The 14,963-nt window shown below is 64.9% G+C and carries 12 protein-coding genes; 4 read left to right on the top strand and 8 right to left on the bottom strand.

The window, feature by feature from the left end; all coding sequences use genetic code 11:
* Window positions 1-151: 151 nt before the first annotated feature.
* Together ROR02_RS08235 and ROR02_RS08230 are read left to right on the top strand one after the other, a co-directional pair.
* Window positions 152-553: an NAD(P) transhydrogenase subunit alpha gene (locus ROR02_RS08235; RefSeq protein ID WP_147163546.1), complete on the top strand. Its 402-nt coding sequence runs from the start codon at window positions 152-154 to the stop codon at window positions 551-553.
* Between the two features lie 13 nt (window positions 554-566).
* Window positions 567-1,958 (top strand): NAD(P)(+) transhydrogenase (Re/Si-specific) subunit beta, encoded by a 1,392-nt coding sequence (locus tag ROR02_RS08230; RefSeq protein WP_147163545.1) that lies wholly within the window; start codon window positions 567-569, stop codon window positions 1,956-1,958.
* Window positions 1,959-2,077: 119 nt separating this feature from the next.
* On the opposite strand, the gene ROR02_RS08225 is transcribed toward ROR02_RS08230, so the two are convergent.
* Window positions 2,078-3,319 carry a glycosyltransferase gene (locus ROR02_RS08225; RefSeq protein WP_147163544.1) on the bottom strand — a complete coding sequence of 414 codons (1,242 nt, stop codon included), beginning with the start codon at window positions 3,317-3,319 and terminating at the stop codon, window positions 2,078-2,080.
* A gap of 217 nt (window positions 3,320-3,536) precedes the next feature.
* On the opposite strand from ROR02_RS08225, the gene ROR02_RS08220 reads away from it, so the two are divergent.
* Both ROR02_RS08220 and ROR02_RS08215 read left to right on the top strand, forming a co-directional pair.
* On the top strand, window positions 3,537-3,863 hold the full coding sequence (locus ROR02_RS08220) for a type II toxin-antitoxin system RelE/ParE family toxin (protein WP_307725146.1): 327 nt from the start codon (window positions 3,537-3,539) through the stop codon (window positions 3,861-3,863).
* 81 nt (window positions 3,864-3,944) lie between these two features.
* Entirely contained in the window at window positions 3,945-4,265 is a 321-nt protein-coding gene (locus tag ROR02_RS08215) for a HigA family addiction module antitoxin (RefSeq protein ID WP_147163543.1), read from the top strand.
* Window positions 4,266-4,377: 112 nt separating this feature from the next.
* Here the strand turns inward: ROR02_RS08215 and lpdA are convergent, their stop codons facing one another.
* The 7 genes from lpdA to ROR02_RS08180 all read right to left on the bottom strand — a co-directional run bounded on the left by lpdA (window position 4,378) and on the right by ROR02_RS08180 (window position 14,858).
* Window positions 4,378-5,778, bottom strand: coding sequence for a dihydrolipoyl dehydrogenase (gene lpdA, locus ROR02_RS08210; protein WP_147163542.1), 1,401 nt, complete (start codon window positions 5,776-5,778; stop codon window positions 4,378-4,380).
* Between the two features lie 298 nt (window positions 5,779-6,076).
* Window positions 6,077-7,324 carry a 2-oxoglutarate dehydrogenase complex dihydrolipoyllysine-residue succinyltransferase gene (gene odhB, locus ROR02_RS08205; RefSeq protein ID WP_147163541.1) on the bottom strand — a complete coding sequence of 416 codons (1,248 nt, stop codon included), beginning with the start codon at window positions 7,322-7,324 and terminating at the stop codon, window positions 6,077-6,079.
* Window positions 7,325-7,417: 93 nt separating this feature from the next.
* Window positions 7,418-10,369, bottom strand: a complete 2,952-nt coding sequence (locus tag ROR02_RS08200; protein WP_147163540.1) for a 2-oxoglutarate dehydrogenase E1 component — start codon at window positions 10,367-10,369, stop codon at window positions 7,418-7,420.
* Window positions 10,370-10,612: 243 nt separating this feature from the next.
* Window positions 10,613-11,494: a succinate--CoA ligase subunit alpha gene (gene sucD, locus ROR02_RS08195; RefSeq protein ID WP_147163539.1), complete on the bottom strand. Its 882-nt coding sequence runs from the start codon at window positions 11,492-11,494 to the stop codon at window positions 10,613-10,615.
* Window positions 11,494-12,693, bottom strand: coding sequence for an ADP-forming succinate--CoA ligase subunit beta (gene sucC / locus ROR02_RS08190; RefSeq protein WP_147163538.1), 1,200 nt, complete (start codon window positions 12,691-12,693; stop codon window positions 11,494-11,496). The genes sucD and sucC overlap by 1 nt, the downstream gene beginning before the upstream one ends.
* A gap of 36 nt (window positions 12,694-12,729) precedes the next feature.
* Entirely contained in the window at window positions 12,730-13,686 is a 957-nt protein-coding gene (gene mdh / locus ROR02_RS08185) for a malate dehydrogenase (protein WP_147163537.1), read from the bottom strand.
* A 302-nt stretch (window positions 13,687-13,988) separates the two neighbouring features.
* A complete protein-coding gene (locus ROR02_RS08180; protein WP_170245024.1) occupies window positions 13,989-14,858 on the bottom strand; it encodes a substrate-binding periplasmic protein in 870 nt (289 codons plus the stop codon).
* Window positions 14,859-14,963: the final 105 nt, after the last annotated feature.

Here is a 14,963-nt window from a genome sequence, read left to right as displayed (position 1 = left end):
CCCCGCGCCCGAGGCCCCCAAGGCCGAAGCCCCCAAGCCCGCGCCCAAGGCGGCCGCCGCGCCGGCCAAGACCACCAGTGCCTCGGCCAGGCCGGGCGCCCCGAGAAAGGGTTCGTCCTCCGCCAAGCGCCCCGGAAAGGGAGTGTAATCGATGCTGAATCAAGCAACCTTCGCGGAAGGCGTGGCGCGCCTGAGCGAGCAGGCGGGGGGGCTGTCCTCCCACCTGCACGTCGTGGCGATGAAGACGGCCACCGAGGCCGCCAGCGGTCCGGGCGAATTCTGGTGGCTGCTGACCGTGTTCGTGCTGGCCTGCTTCGTGGGCTTTTATGTGGTGTGGTCGGTCACGCCGGCTTTGCACAGCCCCCTGATGGGCGTGACCAACGCCATTTCGTCGGTGATCATCGTGGGCGCCTTGCTGGCGGCCGGTCCCGACATCGTGGGCGGAGCCAAGGTTCTGGGCGCCATCGCCGTCTTGCTGGCCAGCATCAACATCTTCGGTGGGTTCATCGTAACCCAGCGGATGCTGGCCATGTTCAAGAAGAAGCAGAAGTAGGGGGCACGCAACCATGATGACCGGTTTGACCATGGCCGCCTACGTGGCGGCTGGCGTGCTTTTCATTCTGGCGCTACGCGGGCTGTCGCATCCCGAAACCGCGCGCAAGGGCAACAAGCTGGGCATGATCGGCATGGGAATTGCCATCGTGACGACCTTGTTGTCGCCGGTGGTGGAAACCTATGGCTGGATCGTGCTGGCGCTCGCGGTGGGCGGTGGCGTCGGTACCGTGATCGCGCGCAAGGTGGTGATGACCGCCTTGCCGCAGCTGGTGGCCGCGTTCCACTCGCTGGTCGGCATGGCCGCCGTGCTGGTGGCGACCGCCGCGCTCTTGCATCCTGAATCCTATGGCATCGGCATCCCGGGCGACATCTACGCCGGGTCCTTGATCGAAATGTCGTTGGGTCTGGCCATTGGCGCCATCACCTTCTCGGGTTCGGTGATCGCGTTTGGCAAGCTCCAGGGCCTGATCTCGGGCAAGCCCGTGACCTTCGCCAACCAGCACAAGATCAACGCCGGCCTGGGCATTGCCCTGGTCGTTCTGGTGATCTTGTTCGCCGCGACCGAAAGCCACTTCCTGTTCTATATCCTGATGCTGCTGGCCTTCGCGCTGGGCTTCTTGCTGATCATTCCGATCGGCGGCGCGGACATGCCGGTGGTCATCTCGATGCTGAACAGCTATTCGGGCTGGGCCGCGGCCGGCATCGGCTTCACCCTGGGCAACCCGCTGCTGGTCATCGCCGGCGCGCTGGTTGGCTCGTCGGGCGCCATCCTCAGCTACATCATGTGCAAGGGGATGAACCGCTCGATCTTCAACGTGATCCTGGGCGGCTTCGGCGGTGAAACGGCGGGCCCGGGCGCGGGCGTCGAGGGCGATCGCTCGGTCAAGGCCGGCAGCGCCGACGACGCGGCCTTCATCATGAAGAACGCGTCCAAGGTCATCATCGTGCCCGGCTACGGCATGGCGGTGGCCCAGGCCCAGCACGCCCTGCGCGAAATGGCCGATGCCCTCAAGGCCGAAGGCGTTGAAGTGTCCTACGCCATCCACCCGGTGGCGGGGCGCATGCCCGGGCACATGAACGTGCTGCTGGCCGAGGCCAACGTGCCTTACGACGAGGTCTTCGAGCTCGAAGAGATCAACAACGAGTTCCAGACCGCCGACGTGGCCTATGTCATCGGCGCCAACGACGTGACCAACCCGGCCGCCAAGACCGATCCGTCCAGCCCGATTTTCGGCATGCCGATCCTGGACGTGGAAAAGGCGCGCACGGTGCTGTTCGTCAAGCGCTCGATGGCGTCGGGCTATGCCGGCGTCGACAACGAGCTGTTCTTCCGCGACAACACCATGATGCTGTTTGGCGACGCGAAGAAGATGACCGAGGAAATCGTGCAGGCCATGGGCTGAGGTTCGCCCCGGGCCCTGGCCCGGGCGCCTGACGAAACGACCTGACGAAACGACCTGACGAAACGACGAGGGGCCCCGCGAGGGGCCCCTTTTTCGTGGGGGGAAAAACGCTTTCCAGCTCAGGCGGTGAAGCGCTGGGGGCCGGCGGCGACGCGGTCGATCAGGGACAGCCAGCGCGGCAGGCAGACGGATTCCTGATCATATTGGCGCACGATGGTGGCGCGGGCGGCAAGGCCCAGGCGCTGGCGCAAGGCGGCGTCTTCCAGGCTTTCCAGGATGCGGTCGGCCAGCGCCTCGGTATCGTGGAAATCAACCAGGCGGCCGGTCACGCCATCGGTGATGACCTCGGCCACCGGCGGCGTGTTGGACCCGATGATGCTGGCCCCCGTGGCCATGGCTTCCATCAGCGACCACGACAGCACGAACGGGTAGGTGAGATACACATGGGCCGAGCTGATCGCCAGCAAGGGCAGATAGTATTGGCGTTCGACCCAGGTGAAGAAGTGAATCCGCGAGAGGTCCACGCGGTCGCGCACCTCGGCCAGGAAGCGCTCGCGGTGCGAGGGGCCGGGGGGACGGCTCCAGTAGCCGCCATCCTCGCGTCCGACCACGATCACCTGGGCGTGGCGGTCGCGTTCCATCACCCGGGGCAGGGCGCGTAGGAAGCTGTGGATGCCGCGCAGGGGCTCCAGGTAGCGGGTGGTGAAGGTGATCACCCGGTCGGCGCGGGTCAGGCGGCGGGATCCCACCTGGATCCAGGCGTTCGGGCGCGGGCGGATCTCGTGGGTATCGATGCCGTCGTGGATGACGTGCAGACGCTCGCGCAGAGCCCCGGGAAAGCCGCTGGCCTGCCACTGGGTGGGCGTGACCGAGGCTTCGGACGTGCGCACCGCCACGTCCATGACCGCGTTTTTCAAGGTGCGGCGCAGGGCGGTTTCGCGGGTGTCCAGGCGGAATTCGGGATCGAAATCGTGGTCGCTGCCCCGGTCCTTGAAGAAGAACTCGGCGTAGGAAATGATCCGCGCGGCCGGAAACACCTCGGCCAGGCGCAGCATCTCCCCCCATCCGGGATGGCCAATGATCACGTCGGGCACGAAGCCTTGCCCGCGCAAGGTCCGGCAGGCGGCGGCGCAGGCGTCGCCGCGCAGCACCTTGGTTTCGATCTCCTGGATCGACGGGTGACGCGAAAAGGTTCCCGGCACCGGGGAGGGCAGGGGGTAAAGGTCCACCTTCACCCCCGGGGGGGGCGGGCGGCGGTTGGTGGCAAGGGCGCGCACCTCGTTGCCCGGACGCGCGGCCAGGGCCTGGGCCAGCCGCCCGAACTGACCCGGAAAATTCTGGTGAATGAACAAGATCCGCATGGGGTCCTCTTCCCGGTGCATCCCATCCCGTGCGGGGCTGCCGCCCCGCGCCCCGCCCGGAGGCGATGCCTCCGGACCTCCCTTATAGTCTATTCGTGAAAAAAAGGGGTTCCGGGACTTACTAATACGCTTGACGTACTACGTCATTCGCAATACGTTAAACGTATAAAAATCTACCTGACTCTAATTTTTGGTGCGTTTTTTATTTCGGTCGAGAATGGATCCAAGCGATTTTCGCCAGGAATTTATGGGAGGGTGTCTGTTTATGATAAAATCCTATGCAAATAAAGATACCGAGGCTCTTGCCAGGAATATAAATGTTTCTCGTTTTCAAGCGGTTGAGCGCATGGCACGGCGCAAGATTGCAGTGCTGAATGCCGCACCAGACTTGCCATCCTTAGCTGTTCCTCCTGGGAATAGGCTGGAGCAGCTTAAGGGTGATAGAGCGGGTCAGTATAGTATCCGTATTAATGATCAGTGGAGGCTATGCTTCCACTGGAAAGATGGTCATGCATGGGATGTTGAAATATGCGATTACCACTAGTTTCTGCACGCACTCATTGGGTGTGAAAAATGCAGCTGCAAAAAAGACTGTGGATATGAAATTCTGTGAAGGATCAATCTAATGACCGAATTTCTCTCGCCGATAACACCTGGAGAGATCCTGAAGGAGGAATTCATGGATCCTCATGAGTTAACTTGCAATCATCTTGCGAGAGATATTGACGTTCCTGCCAATAGAATCAGTGAGATTGTTGCTGGGCGCCGGGCTATCACGGCTGATACGGCGCTTCGTCTTGGGGTGTACTTCGGGATTGATGCGAGATTCTGGCTTAATCTGCAAGCGGAGTATGATTTGCAAGTGGCGAGACAGAAGGCCGCGGTTAATCTTGAGGAAAGAATCCGTCCGCTGAACACCAGAGAGCATCGGTCCGTGGCGATGTAGCGAAGTGAATTGAGAACGCCGTGCCTTAAACTGGATCCGGGCATGGCGCTCTCATGACTTGTTCTTACCCCTGGCTTATCCAAAGAGCGATTCTGGCTTCTTGGATAAGAGGTTAGATATGCAGCGCGCGCTTGTGCACGGCAAGCGCGGCTTCCTTGACCGATTCACCCAGCTGCGGGTGGGCGTGGCAGGTGCGGGCGATGTCCTCGGCCGAGGTGCCGAACACCATGCCCATGACCACTTCCTGGATCAGGTCGCCGGCGGCGGGGCCGATGATGTGGCAGCCCAGAACCCGGTCGGTGGTGGCGTCGGCCAGGATCTTGACGAAGCCGTCGGTGGCGCCGTTGGCCTTGGCGCGGCCGTTGGCCATGAAGGGGAACTTGCCCACGCGGTAGGCGATGCCCTTGGCCTTCAACTGCTCCTCGGTCTTGCCGACGCTGGCCGCCTCGGGGGCGGTGTAGACCACGGCCGGGATGGTGTCGTGATCGACCAGCCCGCTTTCACCCGCCAGCATTTCGGCCAGCGCGACCCCTTCTTCCTCGGCCTTGTGGGCCAGCATCATGCCGCCGATGACATCGCCAATGGCGAACACGCCCTCGACCGAGGTCTGGAAGTTTTCATCCACCTGGATGAAGCCGCGTTCGGTCAGGGCCACGCCGGCCTCTTCCAGCCCCAGGTCCTGGGTGCACGGGCGCCGGCCGACGGCAACCAGGACCTTTTCGGCCGTCAAGGTGGTGGCATCGCCGCCGCCGGCCGGGGTCATGGTCAGGCTCACGCCCTCGGGCCCGACCTCGGCGCCGCTCACCGCCTGGCCGAGATGGAAGGTCAGGCCCTGCGCGCTCAGGAGCTTCTGCATGGCTTGGCGCACCTCGCCATCCAGGGGCGGCAGGATGTAATCGAGGTATTCCACAACCGTGACCTCGGCCCCCAGGCGCCGCCACACCGAGCCCAGTTCCAGGCCGATGACACCCGCCCCGATCACGATCAGCGAGCGCGGCACGGCTTGCAGGGCCAGGGCCCCGGTGGACGAGAGGATGTGTTCCTCGTCCACGCTCACGCCGGGCAGGGCGGCGGCCACCGAGCCGGTGGCCAGCACGATCGAGGTCGCGCTGATCGTGGTGTCGCCGTCGGCGCCGCTGACCACCACGGTGCCCGGCGCCCCCAGGCGCCCCCGGCCCACCAGGCGGGTGATCTTGTTCTTCTTGAACAGGAAGTCGATGCCCTTGGTGTTCGAGGCCACGACCTCGTCCTTGCGCGCCATCATGGCGGGGATGTCGAGGCCGAGGCCTTCCACCCCGATGCCGTGGTCCTTGAAGTGCAGGCGGGCTTCCTCGTACAGGTGAGAGGACTGCAACAGGGCCTTGGAGGGAATGCAGCCCTCGTTCAGGCAGGTGCCGCCCAGGGTCGGCCGGCTTTCCACGCACGCCACGCGCAAGCCCAACTGGGCGGCGCGGATCGCGCACACATAACCGCCGGGGCCACCCCCGATCACCACCACATCATACTCAGACATGACACGTCCTTCCGGTCCGCTGGCCGGGGGCGCCGTTGCCAGGTCCCGGGGACCCGCCCGGCGCCGCCGGGGTGTTGGTTTTTCGCATTCCCGAACCGCAAACAGGGATTTCCCGCGCGAACCGGGCAAAAGCGACATCCGAAAAGCGACACCCGCTGTTCGGAAATAACTGGCTTGGAGACACCGTGTTGAAGCGCGCCGGCCGGCTTGGGGGGAAGACCGCGCGCCTTGGGGGAAGAAACGCCCATCGGACCAGGGGGAGAGAGGCTTTCACCACGACTCCCCCCGGCCTTGGGCCTTAAACGTCGAGCAGCAGGCGGGCCGGATTCTCGATCGCTTCCTTGACCCGGACCAGGAAGGTCACGGCTTCCTTGCCATCGATGATGCGGTGATCGTAGCTCAGCGCCAGATACATCATCGGCCGCGCCTGGATCGAGCCGTCGGGCATGACCATGGGACGCATCTGGGTCTTGTGCATGCCGAGGATGGCCGACTGCGGCGGGTTCAAGATGGGCGTGGACATCAGCGAGCCATACACGCCCCCGTTGGAGATCGTGAAGGTGCCGCCGCTCATTTCCTCCAAGGTCAGCGAGCCGTCGCGGGCCTTGCGGCCGAAGCCGGCGATGGCCCCTTCCACCTCGGCGAACGAGCGGGTGTCGCAGTCGCGCACCACCGGCACCACCAGACCCTGCGGGCCACCCACGGCCACGCCGATGTCGTAGTAGTTCTTGTAGAGGATGGAATCGCCGCTGATCTCGGCATTGACCGCCGGCAGTTCCTTGAGCGCCGACACGCAGGCCTTCACGAAGAACGACATGAAGCCCAGCTTGATGGCGTGCTTCTTTTCAAAGGCGTCCTTGTAGCGGTTGCGCAGTTCCATGATCGCCGTCATGTCCACCTCGTTGAAGGTGGTCAGGATGGCGGCGGTGTTCTGGGCATCCTTGAGGCGCTCGGCCACCCGCCGGCGCAGGCGGGTCATTTTCACCTTTTCCTCGCGCGGGCCGGCCTCGCGGCCGGGACCGGCGGCCAGGGCGGGCGCGGGCGCGGCGGCGCCACCGGCTTGCATGTAGCGCACCACGTCGTCGCGGGTCAGGCGGCCGTCCTTGCCGGTGGCGGGGATGCGGGCCGGATCCAGCGCGTTGTCGGCCACCAGCTTGCGCACGGCCGGCGCCAGCGGAAGCGCGGTGTTGGCGGCTTTCGCCAGCGGAGCCGGGGTCGGGGCCGGGGCGGCGGGCGTGGGCGCGGCGGGCGCCGGAGCGGCCGGCGCCGGTGCCGAAGCAGCGGCGGGCTTGGGGGCCGGGGCGGCGGCGCCTTCGCCCAGGCGGGCGAGCAGGGCGCCCACCTCGACCTCGGCGCCGGGCTCGGCCAGGATTTCAATCAGCGTGCCGGCGGCCGGCGAGGGAACCTCGACGGTGACCTTGTCGGTTTCCAGTTCCACAAGGGGCTCGTCCTGGGCGACGGCGTCGCCAACGGCCTTGAACCACTTGGCGACGGTCGCCTCGGTCACGGACTCGCCCAGCTGGGGAACGGTGATATCGGTGGTCATGGGTGTCTCCCAAGAATGAAAGGCGGGGCTGGGTCGGAAGGCAGGCGCGTCCGGGCCGGGGAGGCAGAGGCTTCCCGGCCCGGACGCCCGTCGTCAGGCAATGGAACTCATGCGGGTAACCCGACGGAAGGGTTGCGGCAAGGTGTCGCGCCCCCAGGTCAGGGCCTGTTCCACCAGCAGCGCTTGCTGCGAGACATGGTTGCGATACAGCCCGGTGGCGGGCGAGGCGGCCGACGGACGCCCGGCGTAGATGGCCCGGCGCTGCACCGTGCTGCCCAGTTCCTCCAGGATGTATTCCAAGCGGCGATCGACGAAGGTCCAAGCGCCCATGTTGGCGGGTTCTTCCTGGCACCACACCACCTCGGCCCCCGGGAAGTGGCGCAGGCAGCGCAGCACGGTATCCTTGGGCCACGGGTACAACTGCTCGACCCGGACCAAGGCGACGTCGTCCAGATTGCGCTCCTCGCGGGCTTGCAGAAGGTCGTAATAGACCTTGCCGGTGCACAACACCACCCGGCGCACGTTGCCCGAGACAATCCGCGGATCATCCTCGCCGATCACCCGCTGGAACCCGGCCTGGGTAAAGGCATCGATGTCGCTGACGCAACGCTTGTGCCGCAACAGCGACTTGGGGGTGAAGATGATCAAAGGCTTGCGGAAGTTGCGCCGGATCTGGCGGCGCAGCACATGGAAGTAGTTGGCCGGGGTGGTGACGTTGACCACCTGCATGTTGTCCTCGGCGCACAGCTGCAAGTACCGCTCGGGGCGGGCCGAGGAATGCTCGGGACCCTGGCCCTCGAAGCCGTGGGGCAGCAGCACCACCAGGCCCGACATGCGCAGCCACTTGCTTTCGCCCGAGCTGACGAACTGGTCGAAAATGACCTGGGCGCCGTTGGCGAAGTCGCCGAACTGGGCTTCCCACATGATCAACCCACGCGGCTCGGCCAGCGAATAGCCGTACTCGAAGCCCAGCACCGAGAACTCGGACAGCGGGCTGTCGATGACCTCGAAACGGGCCTGGTCGCGGCTCACGTGCTCAAGCGGGATGTAGCGGTCCTCGGTCTGCTGGTCGATCAGGACCGCGTGGCGGTGCGAGAACGTGCCGCGCCCCGAATCCTGACCCGACAGGCGCACCGGGGTGCCCTCGGCCAGCAAGGTTCCAAAGGCCAGTGCTTCCGCCGTGCCCCAGTCGAAGCCGCGCCCGCTGGCCATCATTTCGGCCTTGGCCTTGAGCTGGCGCACGATCTTGGGGTTGGTGTTGAAATTGTCGGGCGGCGTGCTGATGACCTTGCCCACCGCGCGCAGGGCCTCGGGCGTCACCGCCGTGCCATCCTGGCGGAATTCCTCCTCGCCGTTCATGGCTTCCAGCCCTTCCCACTTGCCGGCCAGCCAGTCGGCGCGGTTGGGGCGATAGCTGTCGGCGGCCTTGTAGGCTTCCTCCAGGCGGGCGTTGAAGGCCGCGACCATGTGATCCGCATCCTCGCGCGACACCACGCCTTCCTTTTCCAGGGCGCGGGCGTACACGGTGCGGGTGGTTTCGTGGGCCGCGATCGCCTTGTACATCAAAGGCTGGGTGAAGGCGGGTTCGTCGGCCTCGTTGTGGCCCTGGCGGCGGTAACAGACCATGTCCACCACCACGTCGTCGCCGAACTCCTGACGGAACTCGGTCGCGATGCGCGCGGCGTGGACCACCGCCTCGGGGTCGTCGCCGTTGACGTGGAAAATCGGTGCTTGCACGCTTTTGGCGATGTCGGTGCAATACTGACCCGAACGGCTGTACTGGGGGCTGGTGGTGAAGCCGATCTGGTTGTTGATCACGAAGTGGATGGTGCCGCCGGTGCGGTAGCCCTTGAGGCGCGACAGGGCGAAGCATTCGGCCACGATGCCCTGGCCCGCGAACGCGGCGTCGCCGTGGATCAACACCGCCACCGCCCTGGTGCGGTCCAGGTCGCCGATCTGGGCCTGCTTGGCGCGCACCTTGCCCAGAACCACCGGATCGGCGGCTTCCAGGTGCGAGGGGTTGGCCTGCAAGGACATGTGCACGGTCACCCCGTCGAACTCGCGCGAGGCCGAGGTGCCGAGGTGATACTTGACGTCGCCCGAGCCCTGCACGTCCTCGGGGTTGGCGCTGTTGCCCTGGAATTCGCTGAAAATGGCGCGGTAGGGCTTGTGCATGATCGCGGTCAGCACGTTGAGGCGCCCGCGGTGGGCCATGCCGACGTTGATTTCGGTCATGCCCAACTGCGAGCCGCGCTTGAGCACCTGTTCCAGGGCGGGAATCAGGGTTTCGCCGCCTTCCAGGCCAAAGCGCTTGGTGCCGGTGTACTTGACCTGCAAGAAGCGTTCGAAGCCCTCGGCCTCGGTCAGGCGTTCCAGGATCGCGCGCTTGCCCTCGGGGGTGAACTTGGTGTGGTTGCGCTCGCCCTCGATCCGGCGCTGGATCCAGCTTTTCTGCTCGGGCGACTGGATGTGCATGAACTCGACGCCGATGGTGCCGCAGTAGGTTTCGCGCACCACTTCAATGATCTTGGCCAGGGTGGCGCTTTCCATCCCCAGCACGTTGTCAATGAAGATCTCGCGGCCCAGGTCGTCCGGCGTGAACCCGTAGCTGCGGTAATCCAGCTCGGGATGTTCCTCGGTCGCGCTGAGGCCCAGGGGATCGAGCCTGGCCATCAGATGGCCGCGCACGCGATAGGCGCGGATCATCATCAAGGCCCGGATGGAATCCAGGATGGGCTGGCGGAGGTCGGCGGGGCTGGCCCCGGCCGGCGCCTTGCTTCGGGCGGCCTCCTTGCCCTCCTTGGGGCGGGGCGGCGCGGGCGGGGCGTCGGGATCGCTGGTGCCGATCACCTGATTGCCCCGGGGGCGCCACGACGGACCCAGCAGGTCCCCGGCCAGATCATCGGCCCGATCCGGGGCGCCGCTGGTCAGATCCCGGAAAAAATCAACCCATCCCGGATCAACCGAGGCTGGGTCTTCCAGATAGCGGCTGTAGACCTCGGCGATATAGATCGCGTTGGCGCCATTCAGAAAAGACGGTTCCACGTCACCACCCCTGTTCGTGCGGACCACGGCCAGCCACCGGGCCGGGCTCCCTGGGGGGGAGGGGAGCGCGTGCCACCGTTACGGCCTGTCCGCCTCGTGTTCTATCGACACACCTATCCAATAAACCATGTCCGTCGCCCCGAAGCCAGAGCCTGGCAAGACCAAAAGAGGCATTTGGCGCCGTCGGACGCAAACAGGCGAACCCGCCCCTTGTCCTTGTTCGGGAAAGGGGCGGGCCTTGAATCAGGCGGTCTTGCCGAGGGCGGCCACCATGGTGCTGCCCAGCGCCGAGGGGCTGTCGGCGACCAGGATGCCGGCCGAGCGCATGGCCTCCATCTTGTCGTCCGCCGTGCCCTTGCCGCCGGCGATGATGGCGCCCGCGTGGCCCATGCGCCGCCCCGGGGGAGCGGTCACGCCCGCGATGAAGCCGCACATCGGCTTGCGGATCTTCGAACGCTTCAGGAATTCGGCGGCTTCTTCCTCGGCCGAGCCCCCGATTTCACCAATCATGATGATGCCCTCGGTCTCGGGATCATCCAGGAACATTTCCAGGCAGTCGATGAAGTTGGTGCCGTTGACCGGGTCGCCGCCAATGCCGATGCAGGTGGACTGCCCCAGGCCCACGGCCGTGGTCTGGGCCACGGCTTCGTAGGTCAGGGTGCCCGAGCGCGACACCACGCCGATCTTGCCCCGCTTGTGAATGTGACCGGGCATGATGCCGATCTTGCATTCGCCCGGCGTGATCACGCCCGGGCAGTTGGGGCCGACAAGACGGGTCTTGGAGTTGCGCAAGGCGCGCTTCACCTTGACCATGTCGAGGACCGGGATCCCCTCGGTGATGCACACGGCCAGCTCGATCTCGGCGTCGATCGCTTCCAAGATGGCGTCGGCGGCGAACGGCGGCGGCACGTAGATGACCGTGGCGTTGCAGCCGGTGCGCGCCTTGGCCTCGGCGACGGTGTCGAACACCGGCAGGTCAAGGTGGGTGGTGCCCCCCTTGCCCGGGGTCACGCCGCCGACCATGCGGGTGCCATAGGCAATGGCCTGCTCGGAGTGGAAGGTGCCCTGCGAGCCCGTGAAGCCCTGGCAGATGACCTTGGTTTCCTTGCCAACGAGAACGGACATCAGGAGGCCTCCTTCACGGCCTTGACCACCTTTTCGGCGGCGTCGGACAGGTTGTCGGCCGCGATGATCGGCAGGCCGGAGTCGGCCATGATCTGCTTGCCCAGTTCCACGTTGGTCCCTTCCAGACGCACGACCAGCGGCACGTTCAGCGACACTTCGCGGGCCGCCGCGATCACGCCCTCGGCGATCACGTTGCAGCGCATGATGCCGCCGAAGATGTTGACCAGGATGCCCTCGACGTTGGGATCCGACAAAATGATCTTGAACGCGGCCGTGACGCGTTCGCGGGTGGCGCCGCCGCCCACGTCGAGGAAGTTGGCCGGCGAGCCGCCCTTCAGCTTGATGATGTCCATGGTCGCCATGGCCAGGCCGGCGCCATTGACCATGCACCCGATGGTGCCATCGAGCTTCACGTAGTTGAGGTCGTGACGCGAGGCCTCCAGCTCCATCGGATCCTCTTCCGCCTCGTCGCGGAACTCCAGGAGATCCGGATGGCGGAACAAGGCGTTGGAATCAAAGGTCATCTTGCAGTCAAGCGGCAGCACCTGACCGTCGGCCGTGACCACCAGCGGGTTGATTTCCAACACCGAGCAGTCGGTGGAGATGAAACAGGTGTAAAGACCGGTCAGCAGCTTGACAAAAGCCGAAACCTGCTTGCCCGACAGACCCAGGGCAAAGGCAACCTTGCGGCAGTGGAAGCCCGAAATGCCGGTGGCGGGATCGATCGTCTGGAAGAAAATCTTGTCGGGCGTTTCCGCCGCGACTTCCTCGATATCCATGCCGCCTTCGGTCGACGCCATCACCGTCACGCACGACGTGGCGCGGTCCACCAGCAAGGACAGGTACAGTTCACGCGAAATGTTGCATCCGTCTTCAATGTAAACGCGCGTCACCTCCCGGCCCTCGGGGCCGGACTGGTGCGTCACCAGGGTGTTGCCCAGCATCTGGAAGGCGTTTTGCTGGACTTCATCCAGCGAGCGGACAACGCGCACGCCGCCCTTGTCGCCGGCCGCTTCCTCAAGGAAATGCCCCTTGCCGCGTCCGCCGGCGTGGATCTGGGACTTGACCACCCAAACCGGACCGGGCAGGCGGCTGGCGACCGCCCGGGCCTCGTCGGCGGTGTAGGCCACACCGCCGCCGAGAATCGGCACGCCGTACTTGGCCAGGATTTGCTTGGCCTGATACTCGTGAATGTTCATGGTGTTGTTCTTCTCCTGTTCCGACGGAGCAACAATTTACTTGGGCATCAGCTCCCGCGAGGCCGCGATCAGCCCCTCGACGCTTTCCACCGACTTCTTGAACATCGCCTTTTCGTCGTCGTTCAGTTCGATTTCCACGACCTTTTCAACACCACCGGCGCCCAGGATGACGGGCACGCCCACGTAGATGCCATCCAGCCCGTACTGGCCATCGACCCAGGCGGCGCAGGGCAGAACCCGCTTCTTGTCCTTCAGGTAGGCCTCGGCCATCATCACGGCGGCCGCCGCCGGGGCGTAGAACGCCGAGCCGGTCTTCAGAAGGCCCACGATCTCGGCCCCGCCGTTGCGGGTGCGATCGACGATCTGGTCGAGCTTTTCCTGGGTGGTCCAGCCCATGCGCACCAGGTCGGGCAGGGGAATGCCGGCCACGGTGGAGTAGCGGGTCAGCGGCACCATGGTGTCGCCGTGGCCGCCCAGGACAAAGGCGGTGACGTCTTCGGTCGAGACGTTGAATTCCTCGGCCAGGAAATAGCGGAAGCGGGCGCTGTCGAGCACGCCGGCCATGCCCACGACCTTGGCGTGGGGCAGGCCCGACACCTCGCGCAGGACCCAGACCATGGCGTCCAGCGGGTTGGTGATGCAGATCACGAACGCGTCGGGACAGTTGGCCTTGATGCCGGCGCCGACCGCCGCCATCACCTTGGCGTTGATGCCGATCAGGTCGTCGCGGCTCATGCCGGGCTTGCGCGGCACGCCAGCGGTGACGATGACCACGTCGGCGTCCTTGATGGCGCTGTAGTCATTGGATCCGGCGTAGGCGATGTCCACGCCTTCGATCGGCGTGGCCTCAGCCATGTCCAGGGCCTTGCCCTGCGGCGTTCCCTCGGCGATGTCGAACAGCACCACATCACCGAGTTCCTTCAGGCCGATGAGATGCGCGAGCGTGCCGCCGATGTTGCCGGACCCGACCAGGGCGATCTTCTTGCGTGCCATGGAAACCCTCTTGATCGAATGATGGGTTCGCAATGGGGGATTTGCGAACGGAAACCCCTCTTCGTCCTGCCGAGTCGCGACGGGGCGGGGAGGGCATTTCTCCTAGCGCGATTCCCGGGGGCAGGCAAGGCCCCCGGCACCAACCGCCGCCTGTGGGAACAAGAAACGATTCCAGTTTGGGATCCTTCCCCATTCCCACGCCCGGTTTTATTCCCGGACCGCGAAGCCCGCCTGGATTGTGGCTGGCGTCTTTGAAAAACGCATAAGGGATCCATTATAGCATGGAGTACCGCGCGCGGTTTTCAATGGTCCGGAATCGTCCACAAAACCGGATCGGCGGGGGCCGTGGGAGGCAGATAGGGGTTGGGAATTTCAAAAACCCGCCGCCCGGCAAGATTGGCGGCGGCAAACATCCCCCGGTGGGTCGGGTGGGTGGTCAGCAGGCGGTCGAACGATCCATCGGCCAGGGCCAGGCGCAGGCCGCGTTCGATGCGCCCGGCCAGGGCGCTGTCGTCTTGCCGGGTGAAGAAATACGAGGTGGTCCGGTAGCGCAGCAGTATTCCCCGTTCCACCGCCAGCCCGTCGTCGGGATGCGCCGCCAGCTCGGCCCAGGCCTCGTTCAGGCCACGGGGGAAGTAATCAAAGCGTCCGTCCCGCAGCATGGTGAACAGGCTGTCGTAATTGCCCACCCGGCGGACCCGGAACCTGTTTTCCTCCATGACATGGGTTGAATTCCAGTCCAGGCCCTGGCCGGCGAGCATTTTCTTCAAGACATCCAGGCTGGTCACGGTGTCGAAGCGGGCCTGATCCCCCTCGCGGATCAAGAACACCCGGTATCCCAACAACCCTTTTTCCAGGGGAATGCGGATCGGGCGCATGGTTGCTTCCCGTTCCTCGGTGGGAATCGTCCAGATCACGTCCAAGGCGCCTTGCTTCAGGTTCTCAATGGCGCGCGACTGCGTGGCCGGGGCCTGAACCTCGATGGCGTAGGATCCCTCGTCGGCGGTCTTGGAAAGCGCAAGATCCAGCATCGCGACAAAGTAATCGTCCCGGGTATCTCCGGGCCGTTCCGGCGCCTTGATTCTGACTTCCAGGTCCGCGGCCATCGCGGCCCCCATGCCGAGCATGAGAACCATCAACACCCGCGCCACGTATTTCACCGCACGACTCATGACAAAGGATTCCTCCTGCAAAGGTGCCTTCTCATAAAAGCGGAAATTTTGACGCAACATAACCAAAGTGCCGTGTTTCAGGCAAAAGAGGTACATCATTTGTTG

It is taken from the genome of Pararhodospirillum oryzae, from assembly GCF_007992075.1.
Taxonomy (GTDB): Bacteria; Pseudomonadota; Alphaproteobacteria; order Rhodospirillales; family Rhodospirillaceae; genus Pararhodospirillum; species Pararhodospirillum oryzae.
This window is presented reverse-complemented; position numbering and strand designations above follow the sequence as displayed.